The sequence below is a fragment of the Achromobacter sp. JD-1 genome (genome assembly GCF_038594925.1).
GTDB classification, from domain to species: domain Bacteria; phylum Pseudomonadota; class Gammaproteobacteria; order Burkholderiales; family Burkholderiaceae_B; genus Achromobacter; species Achromobacter spanius_C.
Genome location: NZ_JBCGCS010000005.1, coordinates 204,899 through 225,220 on the forward strand (window position 1 = coordinate 204,899; position 20,322 = coordinate 225,220).

General features: G+C 64.3%; 21 protein-coding genes. 9 read left to right on the forward strand and 12 right to left on the reverse strand.

Annotated elements, in window-relative coordinates:
* Positions 1-43: 43 nt before the first annotated feature.
* The 4 genes from WBR68_RS10630 to WBR68_RS10645 form a co-directional block, all read right to left on the reverse strand.
* Complete coding sequence (locus WBR68_RS10630) at positions 44-991, reverse strand: alpha/beta hydrolase (RefSeq protein WP_230694139.1); 948 nt, start codon at positions 989-991, stop codon at positions 44-46.
* Positions 992-1,084: 93 nt separating this feature from the next.
* Positions 1,085-1,834: an SDR family NAD(P)-dependent oxidoreductase gene (locus WBR68_RS10635; protein ID WP_050445467.1), complete on the reverse strand. Its 750-nt coding sequence runs from the start codon at positions 1,832-1,834 to the stop codon at positions 1,085-1,087.
* A 38-nt stretch (positions 1,835-1,872) separates the two neighbouring features.
* Positions 1,873-2,790 carry an MBL fold metallo-hydrolase gene (locus tag WBR68_RS10640; RefSeq protein WP_050445468.1) on the reverse strand — a complete coding sequence of 306 codons (918 nt, stop codon included), beginning with the start codon at positions 2,788-2,790 and terminating at the stop codon, positions 1,873-1,875.
* A 120-nt stretch (positions 2,791-2,910) separates the two neighbouring features.
* Entirely contained in the window at positions 2,911-3,912 is a 1,002-nt protein-coding gene (locus tag WBR68_RS10645) for an alpha/beta fold hydrolase (protein WP_230694140.1), read from the reverse strand.
* Between the two features lie 319 nt (positions 3,913-4,231).
* Here WBR68_RS10645 and WBR68_RS10650 point away from each other — a divergent pair, with 319 nt between their 5' ends.
* The 4 genes from WBR68_RS10650 to WBR68_RS10665 all read left to right on the forward strand — a co-directional run bounded on the left by WBR68_RS10650 (position 4,232) and on the right by WBR68_RS10665 (position 7,564).
* Positions 4,232-4,879, forward strand: a complete 648-nt coding sequence (locus tag WBR68_RS10650; protein ID WP_050445470.1) for a DedA family protein — start codon at positions 4,232-4,234, stop codon at positions 4,877-4,879.
* A 119-nt stretch (positions 4,880-4,998) separates the two neighbouring features.
* Positions 4,999-5,880, forward strand: a complete 882-nt coding sequence (sigJ, locus tag WBR68_RS10655; RefSeq protein WP_230694141.1) for an RNA polymerase sigma factor SigJ — start codon at positions 4,999-5,001, stop codon at positions 5,878-5,880.
* A 124-nt stretch (positions 5,881-6,004) separates the two neighbouring features.
* Complete coding sequence (locus WBR68_RS10660) at positions 6,005-6,433, forward strand: cupin domain-containing protein (RefSeq protein WP_050445472.1); 429 nt, start codon at positions 6,005-6,007, stop codon at positions 6,431-6,433.
* Positions 6,434-6,568: 135 nt separating this feature from the next.
* Complete coding sequence (locus WBR68_RS10665; RefSeq protein WP_050445473.1) at positions 6,569-7,564, forward strand: LysR family transcriptional regulator; 996 nt, start codon at positions 6,569-6,571, stop codon at positions 7,562-7,564.
* A 19-nt stretch (positions 7,565-7,583) separates the two neighbouring features.
* Here the strand turns inward: WBR68_RS10665 and WBR68_RS10670 are convergent, their stop codons facing one another.
* Genes WBR68_RS10670 through WBR68_RS10680 form a run of 3 tightly spaced genes read right to left on the reverse strand, consistent with a single transcriptional unit; the run spans position 7,584 to position 9,394 of the window.
* Positions 7,584-8,078: an Ohr family peroxiredoxin gene (locus WBR68_RS10670; RefSeq protein ID WP_050445474.1), complete on the reverse strand. Its 495-nt coding sequence runs from the start codon at positions 8,076-8,078 to the stop codon at positions 7,584-7,586.
* A 59-nt stretch (positions 8,079-8,137) separates the two neighbouring features.
* Entirely contained in the window at positions 8,138-8,905 is a 768-nt protein-coding gene (locus WBR68_RS10675) for an SDR family oxidoreductase (RefSeq protein ID WP_230694142.1), read from the reverse strand.
* A 9-nt stretch (positions 8,906-8,914) separates the two neighbouring features.
* Positions 8,915-9,394 (reverse strand): carboxymuconolactone decarboxylase family protein, encoded by a 480-nt coding sequence (locus tag WBR68_RS10680; RefSeq protein WP_230694143.1) that lies wholly within the window; start codon positions 9,392-9,394, stop codon positions 8,915-8,917.
* Positions 9,395-9,647: 253 nt separating this feature from the next.
* Here WBR68_RS10680 and WBR68_RS10685 point away from each other — a divergent pair, with 253 nt between their 5' ends.
* The 5 genes from WBR68_RS10685 to WBR68_RS10705 all read left to right on the forward strand — a co-directional run bounded on the left by WBR68_RS10685 (position 9,648) and on the right by WBR68_RS10705 (position 14,620).
* Positions 9,648-10,706 (forward strand): polymorphic toxin type 44 domain-containing protein, encoded by a 1,059-nt coding sequence (locus tag WBR68_RS10685; protein ID WP_230694144.1) that lies wholly within the window; start codon positions 9,648-9,650, stop codon positions 10,704-10,706.
* 12 nt (positions 10,707-10,718) lie between these two features.
* Positions 10,719-11,117 carry a hypothetical protein gene (locus WBR68_RS10690; RefSeq protein WP_230694145.1) on the forward strand — a complete coding sequence of 133 codons (399 nt, stop codon included), beginning with the start codon at positions 10,719-10,721 and terminating at the stop codon, positions 11,115-11,117.
* 73 nt (positions 11,118-11,190) lie between these two features.
* Positions 11,191-11,595, forward strand: coding sequence for a DUF2946 family protein (locus WBR68_RS10695; protein ID WP_127185661.1), 405 nt, complete (start codon positions 11,191-11,193; stop codon positions 11,593-11,595).
* 165 nt (positions 11,596-11,760) lie between these two features.
* Positions 11,761-13,851: a TonB-dependent receptor gene (locus WBR68_RS10700; protein WP_370641220.1), complete on the forward strand. Its 2,091-nt coding sequence runs from the start codon at positions 11,761-11,763 to the stop codon at positions 13,849-13,851.
* Positions 13,852-14,002: 151 nt separating this feature from the next.
* Positions 14,003-14,620, forward strand: a complete 618-nt coding sequence (locus WBR68_RS10705; protein WP_050445478.1) for a response regulator — start codon at positions 14,003-14,005, stop codon at positions 14,618-14,620.
* On the opposite strand, the gene WBR68_RS10710 is transcribed toward WBR68_RS10705, so the two are convergent.
* From WBR68_RS10710 to WBR68_RS10730, 5 genes are all read right to left on the reverse strand, one after another.
* Complete coding sequence (locus WBR68_RS10710) at positions 14,540-15,484, reverse strand: tetratricopeptide repeat protein (RefSeq protein ID WP_230694147.1); 945 nt, start codon at positions 15,482-15,484, stop codon at positions 14,540-14,542. The genes WBR68_RS10705 and WBR68_RS10710 overlap by 81 nt on opposite strands.
* A gap of 14 nt (positions 15,485-15,498) precedes the next feature.
* Positions 15,499-16,743 carry an SEL1-like repeat protein gene (locus tag WBR68_RS10715; RefSeq protein WP_230694148.1) on the reverse strand — a complete coding sequence of 415 codons (1,245 nt, stop codon included), beginning with the start codon at positions 16,741-16,743 and terminating at the stop codon, positions 15,499-15,501.
* Positions 16,727-17,431: a tetratricopeptide repeat protein gene (locus WBR68_RS10720; RefSeq protein ID WP_230694149.1), complete on the reverse strand. Its 705-nt coding sequence runs from the start codon at positions 17,429-17,431 to the stop codon at positions 16,727-16,729. The genes WBR68_RS10715 and WBR68_RS10720 overlap by 17 nt, the downstream gene beginning before the upstream one ends.
* 156 nt (positions 17,432-17,587) lie before the next feature.
* Positions 17,588-19,375 (reverse strand): ATP-binding response regulator, encoded by a 1,788-nt coding sequence (locus WBR68_RS10725; protein WP_230694150.1) that lies wholly within the window; start codon positions 19,373-19,375, stop codon positions 17,588-17,590.
* 104 nt (positions 19,376-19,479) lie between these two features.
* Positions 19,480-20,253, reverse strand: a complete 774-nt coding sequence (locus WBR68_RS10730) for an AraC family transcriptional regulator (RefSeq protein ID WP_230694151.1) — start codon at positions 20,251-20,253, stop codon at positions 19,480-19,482.
* Between the last annotated feature and the right edge of the window lie 69 nt (positions 20,254-20,322).

The window sequence follows — 20,322 nt, forward strand, 5'->3', positions numbered from 1 at the left end:
ACCCAAGATGGGGTATGGAGTATTGGTCGGAAAGCGGCAGCAATTACACAGGCGCTTTCGTCTTGAATGCCATGCGCATCGCACGTCCGGCCAGCTCGAACAAGCTGCGCGCAGCCGGCGTCAGACCCAGCATGTGGATGCACGCATGGACCATGCCGGGCAATCGGTGTGTGTCGGCCGCCACGCCACCCTCCCGCAGGCGTTTCGCATAGGCTTCGCCTTCGTCACGCAAGGGGTCGTACTCGCTGACCAGCACCGTGGCGGCGGGCAAGCCCGCTGCCGTCTGCAACCGCAACGGTGACGCATGAGGCAATGCGCCCTCCGATTCGTTCAGCAGGTAGGTAAACCAGCAGTACCGCATGGTCTCTTCGGCCATGAAAAAATTACGGCCGTAGTCTTGGTAGGACTGCGCGCTGAACGCATAGTCCATCACGGGATAGAACAGCAGTTGATGGGCGACTGCCGGCCCCACCCTGTCGCGCGCCATGATCGCTGCGGCGGCCGCCAGATTGCCGCCCGCGCTGTCTCCGCAAACGGCGATGCGCTGCCTGTCGATGCCCAGCATGTCGGCGTTGACGCTGACCCATTGCAGGCCGGCGTACACGTCTTTGACCGCCACGGAAACCTTGTGCTTGAACGCCAGCCGGTAATCCACCGAGTACACCTTGCAGCGGGTGGCGTTGGCCAAGGCACGACACGGGTTGTCGTACAGATCAAGCGAACTCCGGAACCACCCGCCACCGTGCGCGAACACGATGGCGGGCATGGACTTCTTTTTTCCGCATCCGGCAGGCGTATAGGCTCTGATCCGCAACGGCTGCCCGTCGTGGCACGTCGCCTGCAAATCGGCGACGGCATCCACGGCTTCTGTATCGCCTTGCAGGGCGCGCAGCCTGACTTCGGTCGCGGCGCGGATCTCTTGCAGCACCATCGGCGTGGACAGGCTGGATAGCTTGACCAAGAAAGCGCTGATGTGAGGGTCGACGGCCATGTTCAGGCCTCCCGCAGTGGTTATTGGTCAGTGGCGGCCCCGACCGCATCGCTGTCCTGCGCAAGCAACGCGGTCAGGGCCGACTGACACGTTTCAGGTCAGCGCCATCCCGCCATCCACCCGCAAGACGACGCCGGTAATGAAGCTGCTGTCATCCGACGCCAGGAACAAGGCGGCGCGCGCCAATTCGTCCGGGGTCGCCATCCGTCCCAGCGGAATGGCCGAGGCCATGCCTTGCTCGAAGGCCGCGCGGTCGGCGTCGGCCACGCCCAGCTTTTCCAGGATGGGCGTGTCGGTGGGGCCGGGGCTGAGGACGTTGACGCGGATCTTCCTGCTCTTGAACTCCAATGCCCAGGCGCGCGCAAAGGCTTCGACGGCCGCCTTTGAGCCGGCGTAGACCGCGTGGTGCTCCAGCACCTTGGCGCTGGCGATCGAACTGGTCAGGATGATGCTGCCGCCATCGCACATGACCGGCAACGCCTTGGTCACGCCGAAGAACAGCGCCCGCGTGTTGACGGCGAACTGGCTGTCGTAGCTGTCCACGCTGACCGCCGTGGACGGTTCAATGTGGTTCATGCCGGCGTTGGCCATGTAGATGTCGATGGGGCCAAAGCGTTCATGCACCTGTGCCATCAGGCGGTCGTGCGTGGCCAGGTCGGCCACGTCGCCCACCACGCCGAAGGCGGACGCGCCAAGCGCCGCCACGGCGTGGTCCACCGCGCCTTGCCGCCGCCCCAGAATCGCGACGCGCGCGCCTTGGGCGACAAAGGCCTGGGCCGTGGCAAACCCGATGCCGCTATTGCCGCCCGTGATGACGGCTGTTTTTCCTGCAAGCTTCTTCATGTGTATTCCTTGATTGATATCGACGGGCGGCGTGGCGCTTAGAAGTCCCAGATGACCGGCACCCAGCGATAGGCGTCGCCTTCCACCGCGATGCGGCCGACGGACGGGAACGGCAAGTGCGCTGCCACCAGCAGCCCACGGTTCTGCGCCAACTCTTCGAACAGGCCGATGCGGACGCGAGTCGATTCTTCGGGATCATGTTCAAAACCGTTCTGCCATTCGGGGTGGTCAAAGCCCACCGGAAACATCGCGTCGCCGGCAAAGGTCAGGCGTTCGCCGCCCGACACCAGGTCAACCACGGCGTGCCCGGGCGTGTGGCCGCCCGTGACGCGCACGAAGACGCCCGGCGCAACCTCGTGCTTGTCCTGGAAGATGTGCAGGCGGTCGCGGTATTCGTTGTAGAAAGCGGTGGCGGTGGTCTTGAGCACCGCCGGCACCGGCTGGGGCATGACGGTTTGCGAGAAATCGGGCGAGGTCCAGAAGTCGACTTCAGCCGCCGAAACGTGGATGCGCACGTCGGGGCGCAAACGCCGCTTTACCTCGTCGACCAAGAGGCCGCCCACGTGATCCATGTGCATATGCGTGATGATCACGTCGGTGACCGACTCCAGCGCGATGCCGGCAGACTCCAGGCGTTGCGGAAACATCCCGGCGCGCGGAAAGCCTGGAAACTGTCCGCCCAGGCCGGCGTCGATCAAGATGGTCTGCTTGCCGCTGCGCGCCACCATCACGTTCAAGGGCCAGTCGAACGCGTCGGGCGGCATGAACATATAGTCCAGCCAATTCGCCAGCTCGGCGGGATCGACGTTGGTGGCCATGGTGGCGGTAGGCAGCGGCAGCACGCCGTCGCTGACGACCAGTGCGTCAATATCGCCCACTTGCACGGCGTAGCGGGAAGGGACCAGATCCACGGGTTGGTGGGCGTTGGCTGGTTGGATGTTGTCAGTGGCAAACATGGCAAATCTCCTGAGGGGTGGCCGGGCCGGCCGCAATGAAGAGGGGGGTGATGAACAGCGTGATGAACAGCGGTACAGCACTGCGGCTAAGCACCGCAGTGAAAAGGCCCCGTCGCGCGATCAGGCGCGCAGGAAGGCCAGCAAGTCAGCGTTGATGCGCTCTTGCATCGTGGCGGTCAGGCCGTGCGGCGCGCCGGGGTAATAGATTTCCTTGGCATGCTTGACCAGCCGCGCGGCCTTCTTGGCGGAGTCGTGCAGCGGCACGATCTGGTCGTCTTCGCCGTGCATGAAAAGCGTCGGCACGCTGATCTTTTTCAGGTCTTCCGTGAAGTCCGTTTCAGAAAACGCCTTGACGCATTCATAGGCGTTCTTCTGGCCGCTTTGCATGCTCCACAACCAGAACTGGTCCAGCATGCCCTGCGACACCTTTGCGCTGTCGCGGTTGGCGCCGTAGAAGGGCACGGCCAATTCTTTGTAGAACTGCGAGCGGTCACCGGCCACGCCCTTGCGGATGCCGTCGAACACCTCGATGGGCAGACCTTCGGGGTTGGATGCCGACTTCACCATCACCGGCGGCACCGCGCCGATCAGCACGGCGCGCGCAACGCGCCTGGCGCCATGGCGGCCGATGTAGCGCACCACTTCGCCGCCGCCCGTGGAGTGGCCAACCATCGTGATGTTCTTCACGTCCAGCGCCTCAAGCAGTTGCGCCAGGTCATCGGCATAGGTGTCCATATCGTTGCCGGACGAGGGCTGCGCCGACCGGCCGTGGCCGCGACGGTCATGCGCAATGACGCGAAAACCGTTCTGCGCCAGGAAGTGCATTTGCCCGTCCCAGGCATCCGCGTTCAGCGGCCAGCCGTGCGAGAACGTGACGACCGGGCCGTCGCCCCAGTCCTTGTAGTAAAGCTGCGTGCCGTCCTGGGTGGTGAAGGTATTGGAAGTCATGGATGTGCCCTGGTGGGTTTGCGAATTGCGTTGCGGTTTGCCTTGCGGATTGAGTTGCGAACTGGCTTGCGCGCCAAGCGCGAAAGCGCTGGCCGCCAGCGCCGCGCTGCCGGCAAGCAGCGTGCGGCGGGTGGCGTTGGCGGTGTTGCCGATGTCGTTGTGGGAGTCGTTCATGAATGCCCCTTGGGTGGAAAGAAGATGACGAGGGCATCGTAGGTCTGGCCCTCCAGGCGCGGTAGGTCCTCGACGGGAAGCGCACTGTTGTGCCGCGAGCACCAATGCGCATCGGGGCGGGAATTGTTGTCGCGCGCACAACACCATGCGTCCTTTGCCACGCCTACCGCGTCGCGCGCCGCGTCTCTAGCATGGGGTCCGTCGTTGCATGGGCACGGTTGCGCAAGCGCCTTTGCCGCAACGCCATTCCCTCCACTTCTGATAGAAGGGCGAAAAATCGTGAACACAGAACGTTGCGGCACCTTGACCCTCGCCTCCCATGCCGCCGCATGAGTGGGTCGCGCAGTACGGCGCGCTATTGGTCTTTCTTAACGTGCTGGGCGCGTCGCTGGGTCTGCCGCTGCCCGTCATGCCCACACTGATCGCCGTGGGCGCCTGCCACGCGCTGCAGCCCGCCGGCTTATGGGTGACGGCCATGCCGCTATGCCTGATGCTGGGCGCGGCCGTGGTGGCCGGCGTGCTGGCGGATCTGATCTGGTATGTGGGCGGCGTGCGTTATGGCCCACGCACGCTGAACACGGTGTGCAACCTGACGCTGTCGCGCGATGCCTGCGTCACGAAAACCGAAAAGTTCTTCGGTCGCTGGGGGGTGCGTCTGCTGATCGTGGCGCGCTTCGTGCCCGGGCTGTCGTTGGTGGCCGTGCCGCTTTGCGGCGCGATGGGTGTGCGCTTGCGGTCTTTCATCTGGCACGACTGCGTGGGCGTGGCGCTATGGGCGTCGGTGGGCCTGGTGCTGGGCGCAAGCTTCGCGGCGCAGATCCATCAACTGCTGGCGGCATTGTCGGCGGTGGGTGGCCAGGCGCTGATCGCGCTTGGCGTACTGGCGGCGACGTATCTGGCGTACCGCTACGCACGGCGCGTGCGCCGGTCGCGGGCGCAAGGCAAGCCGCCGATTGGCACGCTCTGACGTGGCGGGCGGACATGACAAACCTGCCCGCGCGCAGCCGCTTCGCGCTTGTCGCCGCTTGCGCGCTGCGGCAAAATACGTGGCTTCACGCCTCCCTTCCCCGGGCGTTGGCTCCCCCCATGACCGACTCCGCGTCCCTCTTCGAGTGTCACCGCCCCCGCCTGTACGCCATCGCCTATCGCATGCTGGGCGCGGTTGCGGAAGCGGAAGACGTGGTGCAGGAAGCGTGGCTGCGTTGGCACGGCGCCGATCGCGACGCGGTGCAGAACGCCGAAGCCTGGCTGGTCACGGCCACCACGCGCTTGTCCATCGACCGCCTGCGCGCCGCCAAGGCTGAACGCGCTAACTACACGGGTGTCTGGCTGCCCGAACCCATGCTGATGGACGCGCCGTCCACCCCCGAACAACTCCACGAGCTGGCCGACGATGTGTCGGTGGCGTTTCTGTTCATGCTGGAACGCTTGTCACCCGACGCCCGCGCGGCCTTCCTGATGCGCGACGTGTTCGACGCCGACTATGAAGACATTGCGCAAACGCTGGACAAGACCCCGGCCGGCGTCCGCCAACTGGTGCGGCGAGCCAGGCTGCAATTGCGCGAGGGCACCCCGCGCGAGACGGTGCCGCGCGCAACGCTGCACCGCCTGCTGCTGACCTTTGCCGACGCCATGCAGCGCAGCGACTTTCACGGCCTGCACGCCTTGTTGAGCGACGACGCCGAACTCATTGGCGACGGCGGCAACAAGGTCACAAGCTTTGCCAGCCTGGTGGGCGGCAAGCGCCTGGCGCAACTGTTCTACGCGGGCAAGCGCCGCTACCGTGATGCCTTGCATGTGGACGTGGTGCAGGTAAACGGAGAATGGACGCTGCTGCGTTTCATTGATGGCCAGCTTGAATCCGTGCAGTCCTACGAGACGGACGGCGAGCGCCTGACGCGGGTGCTGGTGCAACGCAATCCGGACAAGCTCGCGCGCATCGCAGCGGCGCTGGCGCGGCAAGGCTGATCGCCGCCGTCTACGCCAGGGCGGTGTTGCATGCCGGGCAACATGGTGGTCCCTCGCGCGGGCCTACCGCCGCGCGGACGGCACTTCTACGATGGGCTTGTCACACCTCCACCAAGGACACGCCATGTCGAAGATCACGAAGTTCGGGTTGCCGTTTCTCGCCGCCAGCGCATTGCTGAGCCCGCTTGCCCATGCCGCGGCCCCGGCCCACTCCGCCACGCCCGCCGATGCCATCGTCACAGAACTCATGACAAAAGCCCTGCCGGATATTCCCGGCAAGGATGCAGTGATGATCACGGTGGACTATCCGCCCGGCGCGGTCGACCCCGTTCACCGCCACGACGCCTATAGCTTCGTGTACGTGCTGGAAGGCAGCATCGTCATGCAGGTCAAGGGCGGCAAGGAAGTGACGCTGACCCCGGGCCAGACCTTTTTTGAAGGGCCGGACGACATCCACACCGTGGGCCGCAACGCAAGCCAGACCCGGCCGGCCAAGTTCCTGGTGGTGCTGATCAAGAAAAAAGGGGCGCCCATCCTGACCCCTATTCAATAAGGGACTTATCAAACTTTGCGGTACCAGACTGGCTTTCCCTAGAGGGAAGCCAGTTTTTTTTTGCGTTCCGTGTCACAAGATTGCCCCGCGCGCCGTCTTAGCAGTAGGATCAACCAAAATCGCGGCGCCGCCATCATGTCGACACCCTCCCCTGCCATTCCCGCCCCCAATGGACCAGATTCCCTGGCCGACAGCTTCGCCACCAGCTATGCCGGCGTGGTGGCGTTTCTTGCCGTTGCCACCGAAGGCAACTTCGCCAAGGCGGGCGACCGGCTGGGCATCGGTCGCTCGGCCGTCAGTCGCAGCGTGCAGAAGCTGGAAGACCAGTTGGGCACCCGACTGTTCGTGCGCACCACGCGCAGCACCTCGCTGACCACCGAGGGCCAGCGCTTTTACGAGCAATGCCATCCGGGCGTGGCACGCATCATCCAGGCCCTGGACGACATGCGCGAACTACGCGAAGGCCCGCCCTCTGGCCAACTGCGCGTGTGCTCAACGGTGGGCTTTGGCCGCAAAGTCGTTGCGCCGCTGTTGCACGACTTTCGCGAAGCCAACCCGGGCATCTCGTTGGAATTGCTGCTGGATGACGGCCCCACCGATTTCACGACGGACCGCGTTGACGTGTCGTTTCGCAATGGCCGCATGGAAGACAGCCAGGTGATCGCCAAGAAGGTGATACCCATGCAGATGCTGCTGTGCGCGTCGCCCGCCTACGCCGCCGCGCACGGCCTGCCGGGCAGCGTTGACGAGATCGCCGCCCACAACTGCGTTAACTTCCGCCTGGCGTCGGGGCGCGTGTACGAATGGGAATTCAAGGTGGCGGGGCATCTGCGCAAGGTGGCGCCGCCCGCCATGCTGACCTTCAACGACGCCGACCTGGTGTTGCAGTCGGTGCTGGACGGGCACGGCATCGCGCAGATGGCCGCGTATCAAGTCTGCGACCACTTGCGCGCGGGCAGGCTGGTGGCCTGCCTGCCGCAACATGCGCCCGACGACCGTGGCCATTACCTGTGCTTTCTAAGCCGCCAGCATCTGCCGGCGCGCATGCGCGTGTTCATCGACTACATGACCGAACGCATCCGCGCCATGGATCTGCAGATTCTGGACAGCCTGCTGCCCAAACCAGCATAGGCCGCTGACACCCAGGCCCCTATTGGGTCAGGGCCACCACGCTTTCGATGCCGCCCTGGGCCATCTTGGCATACGGACACAAGCGTTCGGTGTTGCGCACCAGTTCTTCGGCCACGTCGCGGGCCACGCCGGGCAGATGGATGTTGACCTCGGCCTTCAGCGCATACAAGCCATCGACCGGGTCGCGACCGAACGACACGGTGGCCGTCACCGACGCTTCCGGCAACGACAGGCCCGAACGTTCGGCCAGCATACTCAGCGCGCCATGAAAGCACGCCGCATAGCCGGCCGCGAACAATTGTTCGGGGTTGGTTCCCCCGCCCTTGCCGCCCAGCTCAACGGGCAAGCGCAGTTCTACAAATAATTCGCCATCATCAGAAATGGCAATGCCCGAGGCGCGGCCATGCGCGGCCTCCCCGCCGCGCACCGTCACACTGGTGGTGTAGAGGGGATGAAAATCCCCTCCCCGGTACTTGTCCAGAAGAGCCTGGGAAGGCGGCCGCAGTTTGCTCATGGTGTTCCTTGTCTCCGCCGCTAGTTTCCGCCGCTAATTTCCGCCGCTGCTTTCCGCTGCTATTTTCTTGCGCCGGAATTTGCACCCGACTGACTGAACCAGGTGTCGAAGTCGATCTTGCCCAGGCGCGGGGTCGATCGTGGCACCAGCGTGTCGTCGTTGAGCAATGCGCCAAAATAGCGCGCGCCCGGGTCCGCCTGCACGCGGCGGGTGTCGCCGATTTTACCCAGGTAGCGCTGCACCAGATCGGCCAGACGCACCTTCTCCGGGCCGGCGATTTCCACCGTACCGTTCACCGGCGCACCCAAGGTGGCGTCGGCCATGGCCAGCGCCACGTCGTCCGACGCAATCGGCTGCACATAGGCGGGCGACAGCCGTATCTCGTTGCCCTGCGCGCCCGACTGCACAATGCCGCCCAGAAACTCGAAGAACTGTGTGCTGTGCACGATGGTGTACGGAATACTCCCCGCTTCAATCAGGTCTTCCTGCGCGATCTTGCCGCGAAAGTACCCGCTTTCCGCCAGACGATGCGTGCCTACCACCGACAGCGCAACGTGATGGCGCACACCAGCCCGCGCTTCGGCCGCCAGCAGGTTGCGCCCCGAGGCCTGAAAGAACGCCAGCACCGCCGCGTCTTCAAATGATGGCGAGTTGGCCACGTCAACCACCGTGTCCACGCCCGCCAGCGCATCATCCAGGCCCTCGCCGGTCACCGTGTTCACGCCCGTGGCGGGCGAAGCCGCAGTGGCCTCATGGCCACGCTCGATAAGCAGTGTGACGAGCTTCGACCCGATCAGGCCGGTACCGCCAATGACTAGGATTTTCATGATGCGTCCTTAGCTGAATATGGCTTTGTCCAGGCCGTAGGCTTTGTCCGCCGAACCGGGCACGGTACGAAAGCCGACGTTCAGGCGGTTCCAGCCATTGATGGCCATGACCGCGAAGCTGAGATCCGTGATTTCTTTTTCGGACAAATCACCGCGCACACGCTCGTAGATCTCGTCGGACACGCCGTGCGCGCCCAGCGTGGTCAGCGCTTCGGTCCAGGCCAGGCAAGCGCGTTCGCGCGGCGAAAACTCGGTGGATTCGCGCCAGATCGCCACATGATGCAGGCGCAGTTCGCGTTCGCCCTGGATCTTGGCTTCTTTCACATGCATGTCCAGGCAAAAGCCGCAGCCGTTGATCTGCGACGCGCGGATCTCGACCAGGCTCAGAATGGACGATTCAATCGCGCTCTTCTTCAAGAGCATGCCGAATTCGACGAACTTCTTGAACAGCTCGGGCGATTGCGCAAAGGCGTTAAGACGTTGACTCATGGTGATTCTCCTGGATAGGTGGGCGTGTTCCGGCTGGGCTCAGCCGGCGATTACGCGTGCTTGAACGACGCCCAAATCGTAGGTCGGCTGACAGCGCAGCAGTAGACCCGGGCAAGGGACCATGGTGTTGCCTGGCGCGCAACAATCAACAGAGGCTTGACTTAGTACTTATCTGATTTTGCGAGGGGCGTACTCCAGGCGGCTTGAAACTTAATAGACTCGATGGCTATCTCGTTTGCTTTGGAGCAAAGGTATGTCCGGACGAGCCATCATTCGAATTGGCGACACGACGAGCCATGGCGGCAGCGTCTTGCAGGGCGTCAATTTTTACAACATCGACGGTCGGGCGGCATCGGGGCTGGGGCACATGGTGAGTTGCCCACAGTGCCAGGGAACATTTCCTATCGTGGAAGGCGTTCCTTCCTTTACGGTAGACGGCATTCAATTGGCGGTCGCGGGCATGCGGACATCTTGCGGCGCCAGGTTGATAGCCAGCCAGGACATAGCCGTTCTTGAAGCCGGACTCGGTGGCGGTGATCGCGCGGGTATCGGGAATGGGAGCATGTCGAACAGCCTGTACAGCAATGACCATCTCCCATCAACGACTACGCATCGCGCTACCTGCCGTCACGTCGACACGGCTATTGCCCTTGCCGAATATATCGTCCGAGAAATGAAGACCAATCCCTTCTCCATCGAAGGAAGGAAAATCGCTGCGGCCAACAGCGCCGATCCCGACGCGCGAACCGCCGAATGGCAAAAGTTTCCTTGGCACGAAAAGTTGGGTGGAAGGCCGGACTTTCGCGCCGCCGCCATGGGCCAAAAGGCGGCCGCCTACGCCATGTGGGCCGAGCGCGTTGGCCCCAATCGGCCCTGGGACCACAAGCCACTCCTACGCCAGAGGCTGGGAACAGAGGGCTTGAATCGCGGTTGGCACAAGTTTGGCGATTTTGACTACTACTACGATATTTGGTCCAACATTCACTACGGTTACGTAGGCGTGGCGCTTGGATTCAGCCAGGCCGAGTTGCTTAATGGCGCTGGGTTGGCGCAGGCGCTCTTTGATTCCTATCAGTCAGCGAAGGATGGAAGGCTTCCTCGGATGCAACACCATCCGGGAAACGGCCCGTGGCCTGCCAATGCGGACGATGCGTCCGACCACATTTCCATCAAACTTGGCTGCGACCTATACGCCGCTGCAAAACCTCACGAGCTAGATACTGCGACCTTGCTGCAATGGATTGCCTCTGTACCCTTGCCCTGGGGCGTGGAAAATTATTCAGCGAAGGAATTCCATGACTGCAATCGTTGAACGAAGGCCACAATGCGCTTCCTGTTGACCTGCCTCGGCGTTGTTTGCGCAATCGTGGCGGGGTTGTGGGCAAGTGTCGCGCTATGGGGGGCTTTTTCTCCCGTCGTGCTGCTGCATTATTCAAAGGATGGTCAGGCCCCGCTCAGTGTCTTTTTCAATGACAACGACGACACGTTGAAGCTCGGCATGGCCCCCGGTCAAACCTTGATGTTTCGTACCGCGATGTTCCCGGCACCAGACATGTGGATCTTGATTACTTTTCCCGGTGCAAGCTCTGACCACATCGAGCTCACGAAACCGTTTAGCAGGGTTGATGTATTCATTGGTGCCGGGGCACTGATCGAACGAACAGAGAAGGATGAGCGGTTTTTTGCGCGCGTCTGGCCGGCAATACCCAACGACGCCCGATAAGTCGAAAGCCTTCACATCGACTTGATTCCATCTTGCCTCCCCCCCACAATATCCCGCTAGAATGCGCGACATCATGCGCGCAACTTCGTCTTCTCTGACTCGCGGCAACGCCGGCCTTTGGCTGGTGTTGATGCTGTTTGCGCTGAAGGCGATTGTGCCGCAGGGCTTCATGCCTGCTACCCATCAGAGCGGCACGCTGATTCAGTTGTGTTCCGCTGCCGGCCCCATCTGGGTGCAGGGGCCGTCAAAGCCAGACCAGGCGCCCGACGAACGGCATGCGGCGCAAGCCGCCACGTGTCCGGTGGGCATGGCGCTTGCCGCCGTGGCGCTGCCGCCCTCGCCTGTCTTGTTGGTGGCGATGGTGGCCGTGATGGTGCATCCGCAGGCGGCACGCGCGCCGCCCGCATCCATTCATCCTTCGCTTGTTGGGGCGCCGCTGGGCGCGCGTGCCCCGCCTCTCGTCTCGGTATTTAGCTGATTCCCTTGCCGCCTTCGCGCGGCCTGTCTTCGCTTACCGAGAAATCTCATGACTTTTTCTTCCGCCAGGGCGCGCCGCGCCCTGAAGCGGCGCGTGGCCATTCGCTTCGCCATTCGCTTCGCCAATCGCTTCGCCAATCGCGCCACCAAGCGCGTGGCCATGGGCATGGCTACCTGCAGCGCGCTTGCCCTCACATCCGTACTGCACGCGCAACCCGCCCCCGTCGCCACCCTGCCCGCGATTTCCGTGTCGGGCGATGCGCCGTCACCCACCTTGCTGGAACCCACCACCACCGGCAACCTGTTGGGCCTGACGCCGTTCGAGACCCCCGCCAGCATCGAGATCATCAGCAACGAGCAGTTGCGCGCGCGGGGCGCCACTACCGTCACCGATGCCATCACCCAGGCGGCGGGCATCAGCGCCATGCGCCATCCGGGTAACGGCGGGTCGTCGCTGTCGTCGCGCGGGTTCACCGATTCCAATTCGGTTGCCCAGTTGTATGACGGCGTGCGCCAGTACGGCGGCGTGGGCCAGACCTTCATGTATGACCCCTGGGCCGTGGACCGCATTGAAGTGCTGCGCGGCCCCGCGTCGGTGTTGTACGGCGAAGGCGCCATCGGCGGCGTGGTGAACGTGATCCCGAAGAAACCCACGCGCGGTCCCATTGAAAACGAGCTGATGACGACCATCGGCACGCACGACACCCAGCGTTTCGGGTTTGGCAGCGGCGGTGCGCTGGATGACAAGTGGTCGTACCGGCTGGACATCAGCGGCAACCACACGGATTCCGGGATCAGCCTGGGGGACTCGCGCGACGCCGCCGTCACCGCTGCCTTGCGCCTGGACGTATCGCCCGAGCTGAACTTCACGCTGACGCAAGCCTATGCATGGCAGGAACCCACCCGCTACTTCGGCACGCCCCTGGTCGACGGCACGATGAATTACGGCCTGGCCAGGCAAAACTACAACGTGGCCGACAGCAAGATCATCTACCGCGACAGCCGCACGGAACTGAAGGCGGAATGGTCGCCCAACGCCGCCACCACGGTAAGAAGCCGCGTCTATTACATCGGCAGCAATCGCGACTACCGCAACGCCGAAAACTACACCTGGCTGCCGGGCAACCTGATCGAACGCAGCGGCTACACCGAGATTGGCCACGACCAGGAACAGACGGGCACCGTCACAGATGCCGCCTTCGACGGGCATCTGTTCGGCCTGGCCAACAAGGTGGCGGTGGGCTTCGAGCTGAACCGCGCGTCGCTCAAGCACACCAATAATTCGCCTTACTCCGGCACGTCGGTGGTGGATGCCTATGACGTGGACCACGGCCGCTTCATCAACGTCGCCGGCACCACGCCGCGCTACCGCAACACGGCCAGCCAGTACGCGCTGTTTGCCGAAGACAGGTTGATGCTCAATAGCCGCTGGTCGCTGCTGGCGGGGCTGCGCTACGACCATATCGACTTGAAGCGGCGTGATCTGGTGGCCGACGAAACCGCTTATCGCACCACGTTCAGCAATGTCGGCTGGCGGGTAGGCACGGTGTACGACGTGCTGCCCACCGTGTCCGTTTACGCGCAATACGCCGAGGCCGCCGACCCCATCGGCAGCCTGCTCTTGCTGTCGCCCGCCAACAAGAACTACGAACTGTCGCAGGGCAAGCAGGTGGAGATCGGCGTGAAGCAGACGTTCTGGGACAACAAGGGCCAATGGACCCTGGCGGCCTATCACATCAAGAAGAACAACCTGGTCACGCGCGACCCCAACGACCCGGCGCTGCGCATCCAGGTGGGCGAACAATCGTCGCGCGGGGTCGAGGCCACGCTGGGCGTGGAACTGACGCCCGCCTGGCGGCTAGACCTGAACGCCGTGGCGCTGCGCGCCCGCTACGACGACTTCAACGAATCGGTGGGCGGCGTTGCCGTGTCGCGCAACGGCAACGTACCGACGGACGTGCCCGAGCGCGTGGCCAATGCCTGGCTCAGCTGGAAGTTTGCGCCGCAGTGGACCGCCAGCGCCGGCGTGCGCTACGTGGGCAAGCGCTATGCGGATGCAGCCAACCGATTGGAGATGGCGGGCTACACCACCACCAACCTGGCGCTGCAATGGGAACCTCGACGCGACCTGAGCCTGGCTCTGCGCGCGTTCAATGTGTTTGACCGCCAGTACGCCGAAACGGCCTACTACAACCAGACGCAATGGCTGGTGGGCGAGGGCCGCCGCGTGGAGCTCAGCGCGAATTACCGGTTCTGATCGGAAGCCTGGCCTGACAGGGCGGCGGGCGGCATCAGCAGCAAGCGGGTTGCTGCCCGCTGCCCGCTGTCCGCTGTCCGCGCTGTCACGGCAATCTGATACGATCCCCGCGTTATCCGCCTGCGTCCCCTCGTGCACGCATCGACCCATCATGCAAGAAGACGCACCGGCCCAGTGCTGGGCCTTGATCATCGATGATCATCCGCTGTTTCGCGCCGGGCTGCGCTTATCGCTTGGCGAGGTGGCGCGCCTGCGTGATATCCGGGAAGTGGACGCGATTCAGCAGGCCTTGCGACAACCCTGCCAGGAGCCCGGGCTGATCCTGTTGGACGTATGCCTGCCCGGTTTGAATGGGCTGGACGGCATCAGCCTGTTGCGCCGGCACTTTCCTCGGGCCGCCATTCTGGTGCTGTCCAGCATGGATCAGAACGAGGGCCGCGCCCTGGCGCAACAACGGCAGGCAGACGGTTTTCTAAGCAAGTCGGCACATCCGGATCAAATCGTCCATACCGTCAATGCGTTGCTGGATGGTCGTTCGTGCTGGGCGTCGCCCACCACCGACCCCGCGCCCACCGTGCATCTGACGCCACGCCAATTGGAAGTGCTGGAACGGGTGGGCGAAGGCCAGACCAATAAAGTCATTGCCCGCGCCCTGGGCTTATCGGAAAACACCGTGCGCGTACACGTGTCAGCCATTCTCGACGCGCTGGGCGCCGGCCGGCGCACCGAGGCCGTCACGCGCGCAAGGCGTCTTGGCCTGATCCGTTGAAGGGGCCGGCATCGCTTGCGCCGCGCCGTCCGGGGTATCCGGCTGCGCGCCAGCACGGCGAGCCACCAGGTTGCGCGCGCCCGCGTGGCCGCGCTCGGCCGCCGCCAACACCAGGTCATCCACGATCAGCGCGTGCCCGTCCTGGCCTTCATGCCTGGCCAGGCGAAACAGAGCGTCCGCGTTGCCGCCAAACGCCGCCTGCCGCAATGCGAACAGCTTGGCATCCTGGCGTCCGGGAACCTTACGGGCGCGAAACTGGCTGATGTCCACGCCCTGCTCGGCCAATGCCTGGATGGCCGCTTCATGTCCGGCGCGAGCGGCCCGGCGATAGAAGACCAAGGCAGCATCCGGGTCCGGCTCCACGGCGTAACCGTGGGCAAAGAAGGTGGCAACGCGGAACATCGCTTCGGGATCGCCCATCACGCCGCTTTGCATCACCACCTTGAACAGCGTGTCCGTCGGAGTCGCCCGGCCAAGCGCTCCCAGACGCTCGACGCCCAGCGCGGCCGCCGCGTCCCCTTGCGCGGCGGCTTGTCGGAACCACGCCCCCGCGCGCGCGGGGTCAACGGGAACGAAGACGCCAACTTCGTGAAAGCGGCCTATCCAGTACTGATCGCGCGCCTGCCCGCGTTGGGCGCTGTTCAGAATGGCCGCATAGTTGCGACCATCGTCCGGCAGCGGCGCGGTCGGCATCGCGCTCGGTGTGACCGTCGCGCAAGCCTGGGGTTGGGCAACGGCCACGCTCGCCACCAAGGTAGCTGACACCAGGCCGGCAAGGCCCAGCACGCGGCGGCTGGCGCGGCTGATGCGCCCCATCAAGCGCCCGGCCGTCGATGGCCGCAAGCGGAGTTCTGGACGCGTCATGCCCGCTCCACGCGTTACCACGCCACCTGCCTGCCCAGCTTTGCCGCGGCGTCGGCGCTGCGATGCCGCCACGCCAATTCATACCAGTCATTCGCCAGGGCGGCGTTTGGCGGGGTGTAGCGGCCGCGCTCGTAAAGCGAGCCGATGCGGAACATGGCCTGAGCGTTGCCACGTTTGGCTGACCCTTCATAGATCATGACGATCTGGCGGTCCGTCAAGGCTTCGGCGCCCAGGCCAGGGTGGTCGGCCGGCGATAGCGTGCCGGACTCAAAACCGTGCGCAACACGCACCAGCGCGTCCAGATCGCCCGCAATCGCCGCCTTGACGGTGTAGTGCAAGGCCTTGCGCGCAGCCTCCGCCTTCGCGGTACCCGGCTTCGCATCCACCTCGGGCCCGAAAGGCTCTCTTGCCAGCCGCCGCATCGCCGGCAGGTAGCCGCGCTCGGCGGCGCGCTCATAGCCCTGCATTGCCTTGGGCAGGTCTATCTCGGTGCCGTAGCCTTTCTCCCGAAAATATGCCAGCGCATACTCGGCCAGCACATCGCCCTTGGCCGCTGCACGCACGAACCAACGCACTCCCAGGGCAGCGTCGTATTTGACCCCCTTGCCAATGCCGGGGAAGTACCCCAACGCATACGCGGCCTCTGCCACTCCCGGCTCATCGGCATTGGAAGTGGCCGCGCGTTCCAGATAGGCCAGCGCGGGCGTATACGCCCCGTCCGAAGGAAGCTTGAGCATGCGGTCCATGAACACCTGGATCAGGCCGGTGACGTTGCCTTGCGCGGCCGCGCGCTCAAACCACATCAGCGCCGCCTTGTCGTCACGCGGCACGCCGTATCCACCCGTGGCCAGTTGAAGCCCGTACCACGCCTGTGCTTGCGGCAAGCCCGCCTGCGCCAGCGCAATCAGGGTGGCGCGGGCATCGGCTGCGCCTGCCGAGGCGGGCATGACAATGTCACGCACCGCGATGCGGTAGCGCGCCACCTTGTCGCCCGCGCGGGCGGCCGCGGTCAGCGATGCCAGTTCGGCGTCGGGAATGTCGGCATCGCGGCGCCATGTATTGCGGCTGAAGCGCGGCGCTTCCAGAGCTGGGGATGTGCCGGGTCGCACCGAAATATCGGTGGGCGCAAGCGTCAGCAAGGACGCCTGCGTCGGGTTCGCGGCGGACTGGCGCGATGGGGGTTCGGCCGCCGCCACGGCCACAGCCAGGGCCAGAACCGCACCCAACGCCGCCCGGCGGATGTTATTGCCCGTCATCATGGGACCGCAGCCATTTGATGGCGCCATCGTGACCACGTTCGGCGGCCGCCTTGAACATATCCGTGCGCGTTCCTACATATTCGGACCGCTGCGCCATCGCGAACAAGGCGTCGGCATTGCCCCCGTAGGCGGCCTGCTTCAGTGCGTACTCCTTCGCGGAATCGTCTCCTGGGGGGGTGCGCTCGCGATACGACGTCGATTCTCCGACCAGTTGGCGCAGCGTGGCGATTGCATCGGCATGGCCAGCCTGCGCCGCCTTTTTGTAGTGTTGGATCGCCAAGGATTCGCTGGCGTGCACCCCGTATCCGACCTCGCGAAACGTACCCATTCGGAAATTGGCTTCAATATCGCCCAGCGCCGCGCGATATTCCACCACGTCGGCCAGCGAACTGCTCGGAGGCTTGGTACCCGGTTTGCCCAGGCGCGCAAGCGCGGCCCGCCCCTGCTTGCTGCCGCGTTCGGCCGCCTTCCGATACCACTGCCCCGCGCGGGCCGGATCAATCGGCACGAATTCGCCACGTTCAAAGATCTGGCCCAATTGCACCATGGCATTGACGCTGCCTTTCTCGGCGCGATTCACTTGCGAGCGATAGTAGACCGCGTCCTTGGGCGGCGCCTCGGTGGACGCGGCCGACAAATCGTCTATGTCGAAGAACGCCAATGCTGTCGGCGGACTTGCCACAGCCATCAAACACGCCAGCAACGGCGGCAAATATCTTTTCATTTATTCTTGCTCCCTTGATCGGCGCCTGCTTGCAGGCTCACCGCCCCGCCTACGGCCCTGCTCACTTTCCTGCGCGCAAGGCTAAACAGGCCGACGACCGGTGTCCATAACACATTAAGACTATGCGCCCGTGCGCGGCGCCAGCACCTCGCCGATGGCGGCGCGCAGCTTGCGGCTGCTGACGGGTTTGTGCAGCAACGCCGCGCCCGTGGCCTGCGCTTCACGCAGGCGATCAGGCGCCGCGTCGCCGGTGATGATGATGGCGGGCACGTTGCGGTTGAACCGCGCATTCAGCGCGGCGATCAGATCCACACCGGTATGCCCTTGGCGCAGCCGGTAATCCACAATCAACAGGCCAGGCGGCTCCGTCAACAAGGGCTGCGCCTGCGACCAGGATTCAGCGGCAATGCACTCGCACCCCCATGCCTGAAACAGGTCGCGCATTGCCCGCACGATGTCCTCGTCATCATCCACCACCAGCACGCGCATTCCCTCCAACGCGCCATCGTCGCCACCTGGGTCGACAGCCTCGTCGATGTCGCTGCCACCCGCTGACGGCAGCAGCACGCGGAACATTGATCCACGCCCAAGACGAGACGTCAGCAGCAAGGGCAGTTCCATGGTCTGGCACAAGCGCTTCGCAATGGCCAGGCCCAGGCCAAGCCCGCGGCGGCGGTCGCGCTCGGGGTTGCCGATCTGAACGAACTCCTGAAACACCCTGTCCCGGTCCTCGGGCGCAATGCCGATGCCGGTATCCCATACCTCCAGGCTCACCTGCCTGCCCCGTCGGCGGCAGGCAATCAACACGCCGCCTGTCGTCGTGTAGCGCAGTGCATTGCTGATCAGGTTGCGCAGAACCAGCTCGGTCAGCGCCGGATCCGCGTGCACGGCCAGCGGCGTATCGCGGCTGCGGTAGACCAGGCCCTTGGCGTCAGCCATCGGTCCGAACTCCCTTTCCAGCCGGGACAACAGGTCTTGCAAGGCGAACGCGCGCTTGCGGGGATGCACCACCCCGGCCTCCAGACGCGAATAATCCAACAGCATATTCAGCATGTCCCCGGCCGAGGCCGACACCGCTTGCGCACTGTCCAGCAGCGCTTGCTGCCTGGCCGCGAGCGGTTCCCGCGCAAGCAGATCCAGGAACAAGCCGAGCGCATGCAGAGGTTGCCGCAGATCGTGGCTGGCGGCGGCCAGGAAGCTTGACTTGGCGTGGTTGGCCGCCACCGCATCCGCGCGCGCCTGTTCGCGTTGCAGAGATTCCAAACGCAAGCGCTCCACCAGTTCGACGTTGGAAAACTGTAGTTCCAGGCTATGCCTGGCGGCCTGCTGCGCCCCCGCGGCGAACGCGGTCATGCACACCAGGTAAATCAGGCACAGCACGCCCAGGGCAAGAAGCAAAGGCGATGCGCTGAGGGCGCAAGCGATCGTCAGCGGCAGCAAGGCCGGGTAGATATAGGCACAAAACAAGGGCATGCACGAAGACGTGATGGCATACGTGCCGGCGCCATGCGTGATGATGCTGACCATGATCAGCAATAGCGGAATAGGCTCGGCGGGATTCAGCACCAGCAAGGGAAGCACGCCCCACACCAAGCCCGCGCTGATAAAGACGCCGGCCAGCGTGGTGAACCACGTGGCCGCTCGTAATGGGCGCGACCGCATGCGCCGCAACACGGCAATGGTCACCACGTTGAGCGTCCAGCTGCAGGCCAGCCACACATAGCCGATGGGGTTGCCAAACAGCATATGCAGCACAACAGCGGCTAGCAACCCCAGGGCGCTTGCCCCCACGATGCCGCCGCCCAACAGATGATCGACGATCAGCTTGGCCTGCTCATTGAACAACCTGTCCGCCGGTAACCGCCAGGGATGAACCAACTTGCGCGTCGCAGCGCCGATTGCGGACATTCGCTCTCCTGAATCCTCGCATTCCGGCCCAGACTGTACCCGCACCGGCTTGCTGGCGGCACCCGGGATATTACGGTGGCGCATCCGCGATCAATCGACCCTAGCTACCGATAAAACGCCCCCGGCGACACGCCGAAGTGCTTCTTGAACATGGCCGCGAACGCGCTCTGGCTGGTGTAGCCATGTTCCAGCGCCACGTCCACCACCCGCGCGCCACCTGCCAGGCGTTCCAGCGCCAGCAGCAGCCGCGCCTGCCGGCGCCACTGCCCCAGCCGCATGCCGGTCTGTTGTTGAAACTGCCGGTGCAAGGTGCGGGTGGACAGGTGCAGCCGGGCCGCCCATTCGTCCAGCGTCAATGCCGCATCCGGCTCGCGCATCAAGGCGTCGCAGAATTTCCTGAGCCGCGCGTCCGCCGGCATGGGCAGGTACAAGGGCAGCACCGGCAGGCTGCGCAATTCCTGCAACAGCAGGTGCAGCAGATGCCAATCGCGAGACCCGGAGCTGGGTGGCGCGGCAAGGTCAACGTCCACGGCCGCCACGATCAGTTCCCGCAACAAGGACGAGATGTCCAGCACGCAACTGCGCGCGGGCAGGTGGGCGGTGGCGCGGCCGTCGACGAACACGGTGCGTACTCGCACCGCGCCGTGCATGCGGACGGAGTGCGCCACGTTGGCCTCTAGCCAGACCCCGCGCGTGGGCGGCACCACCCATCGGCCGCCTTCGGCGTCGATGGTCATCACGCCCTGGATGGCGTATAGCAATTGCGCACGGTCGTGGCGATGGGGCGCGATGACATGGCCGTCGGGGTAGTCCACCGCCAAGGCCGCGGCGGGCGCGCCGGAAGCCGCGAAGGTGGCGTCGAAGCGGGAATCTTCCATGTTGGCGGTTTTGTGAGATTGGCTGTTTTGCGATATGGGCAGTTTTGTGAGATTGGCAGTTTTGCGATA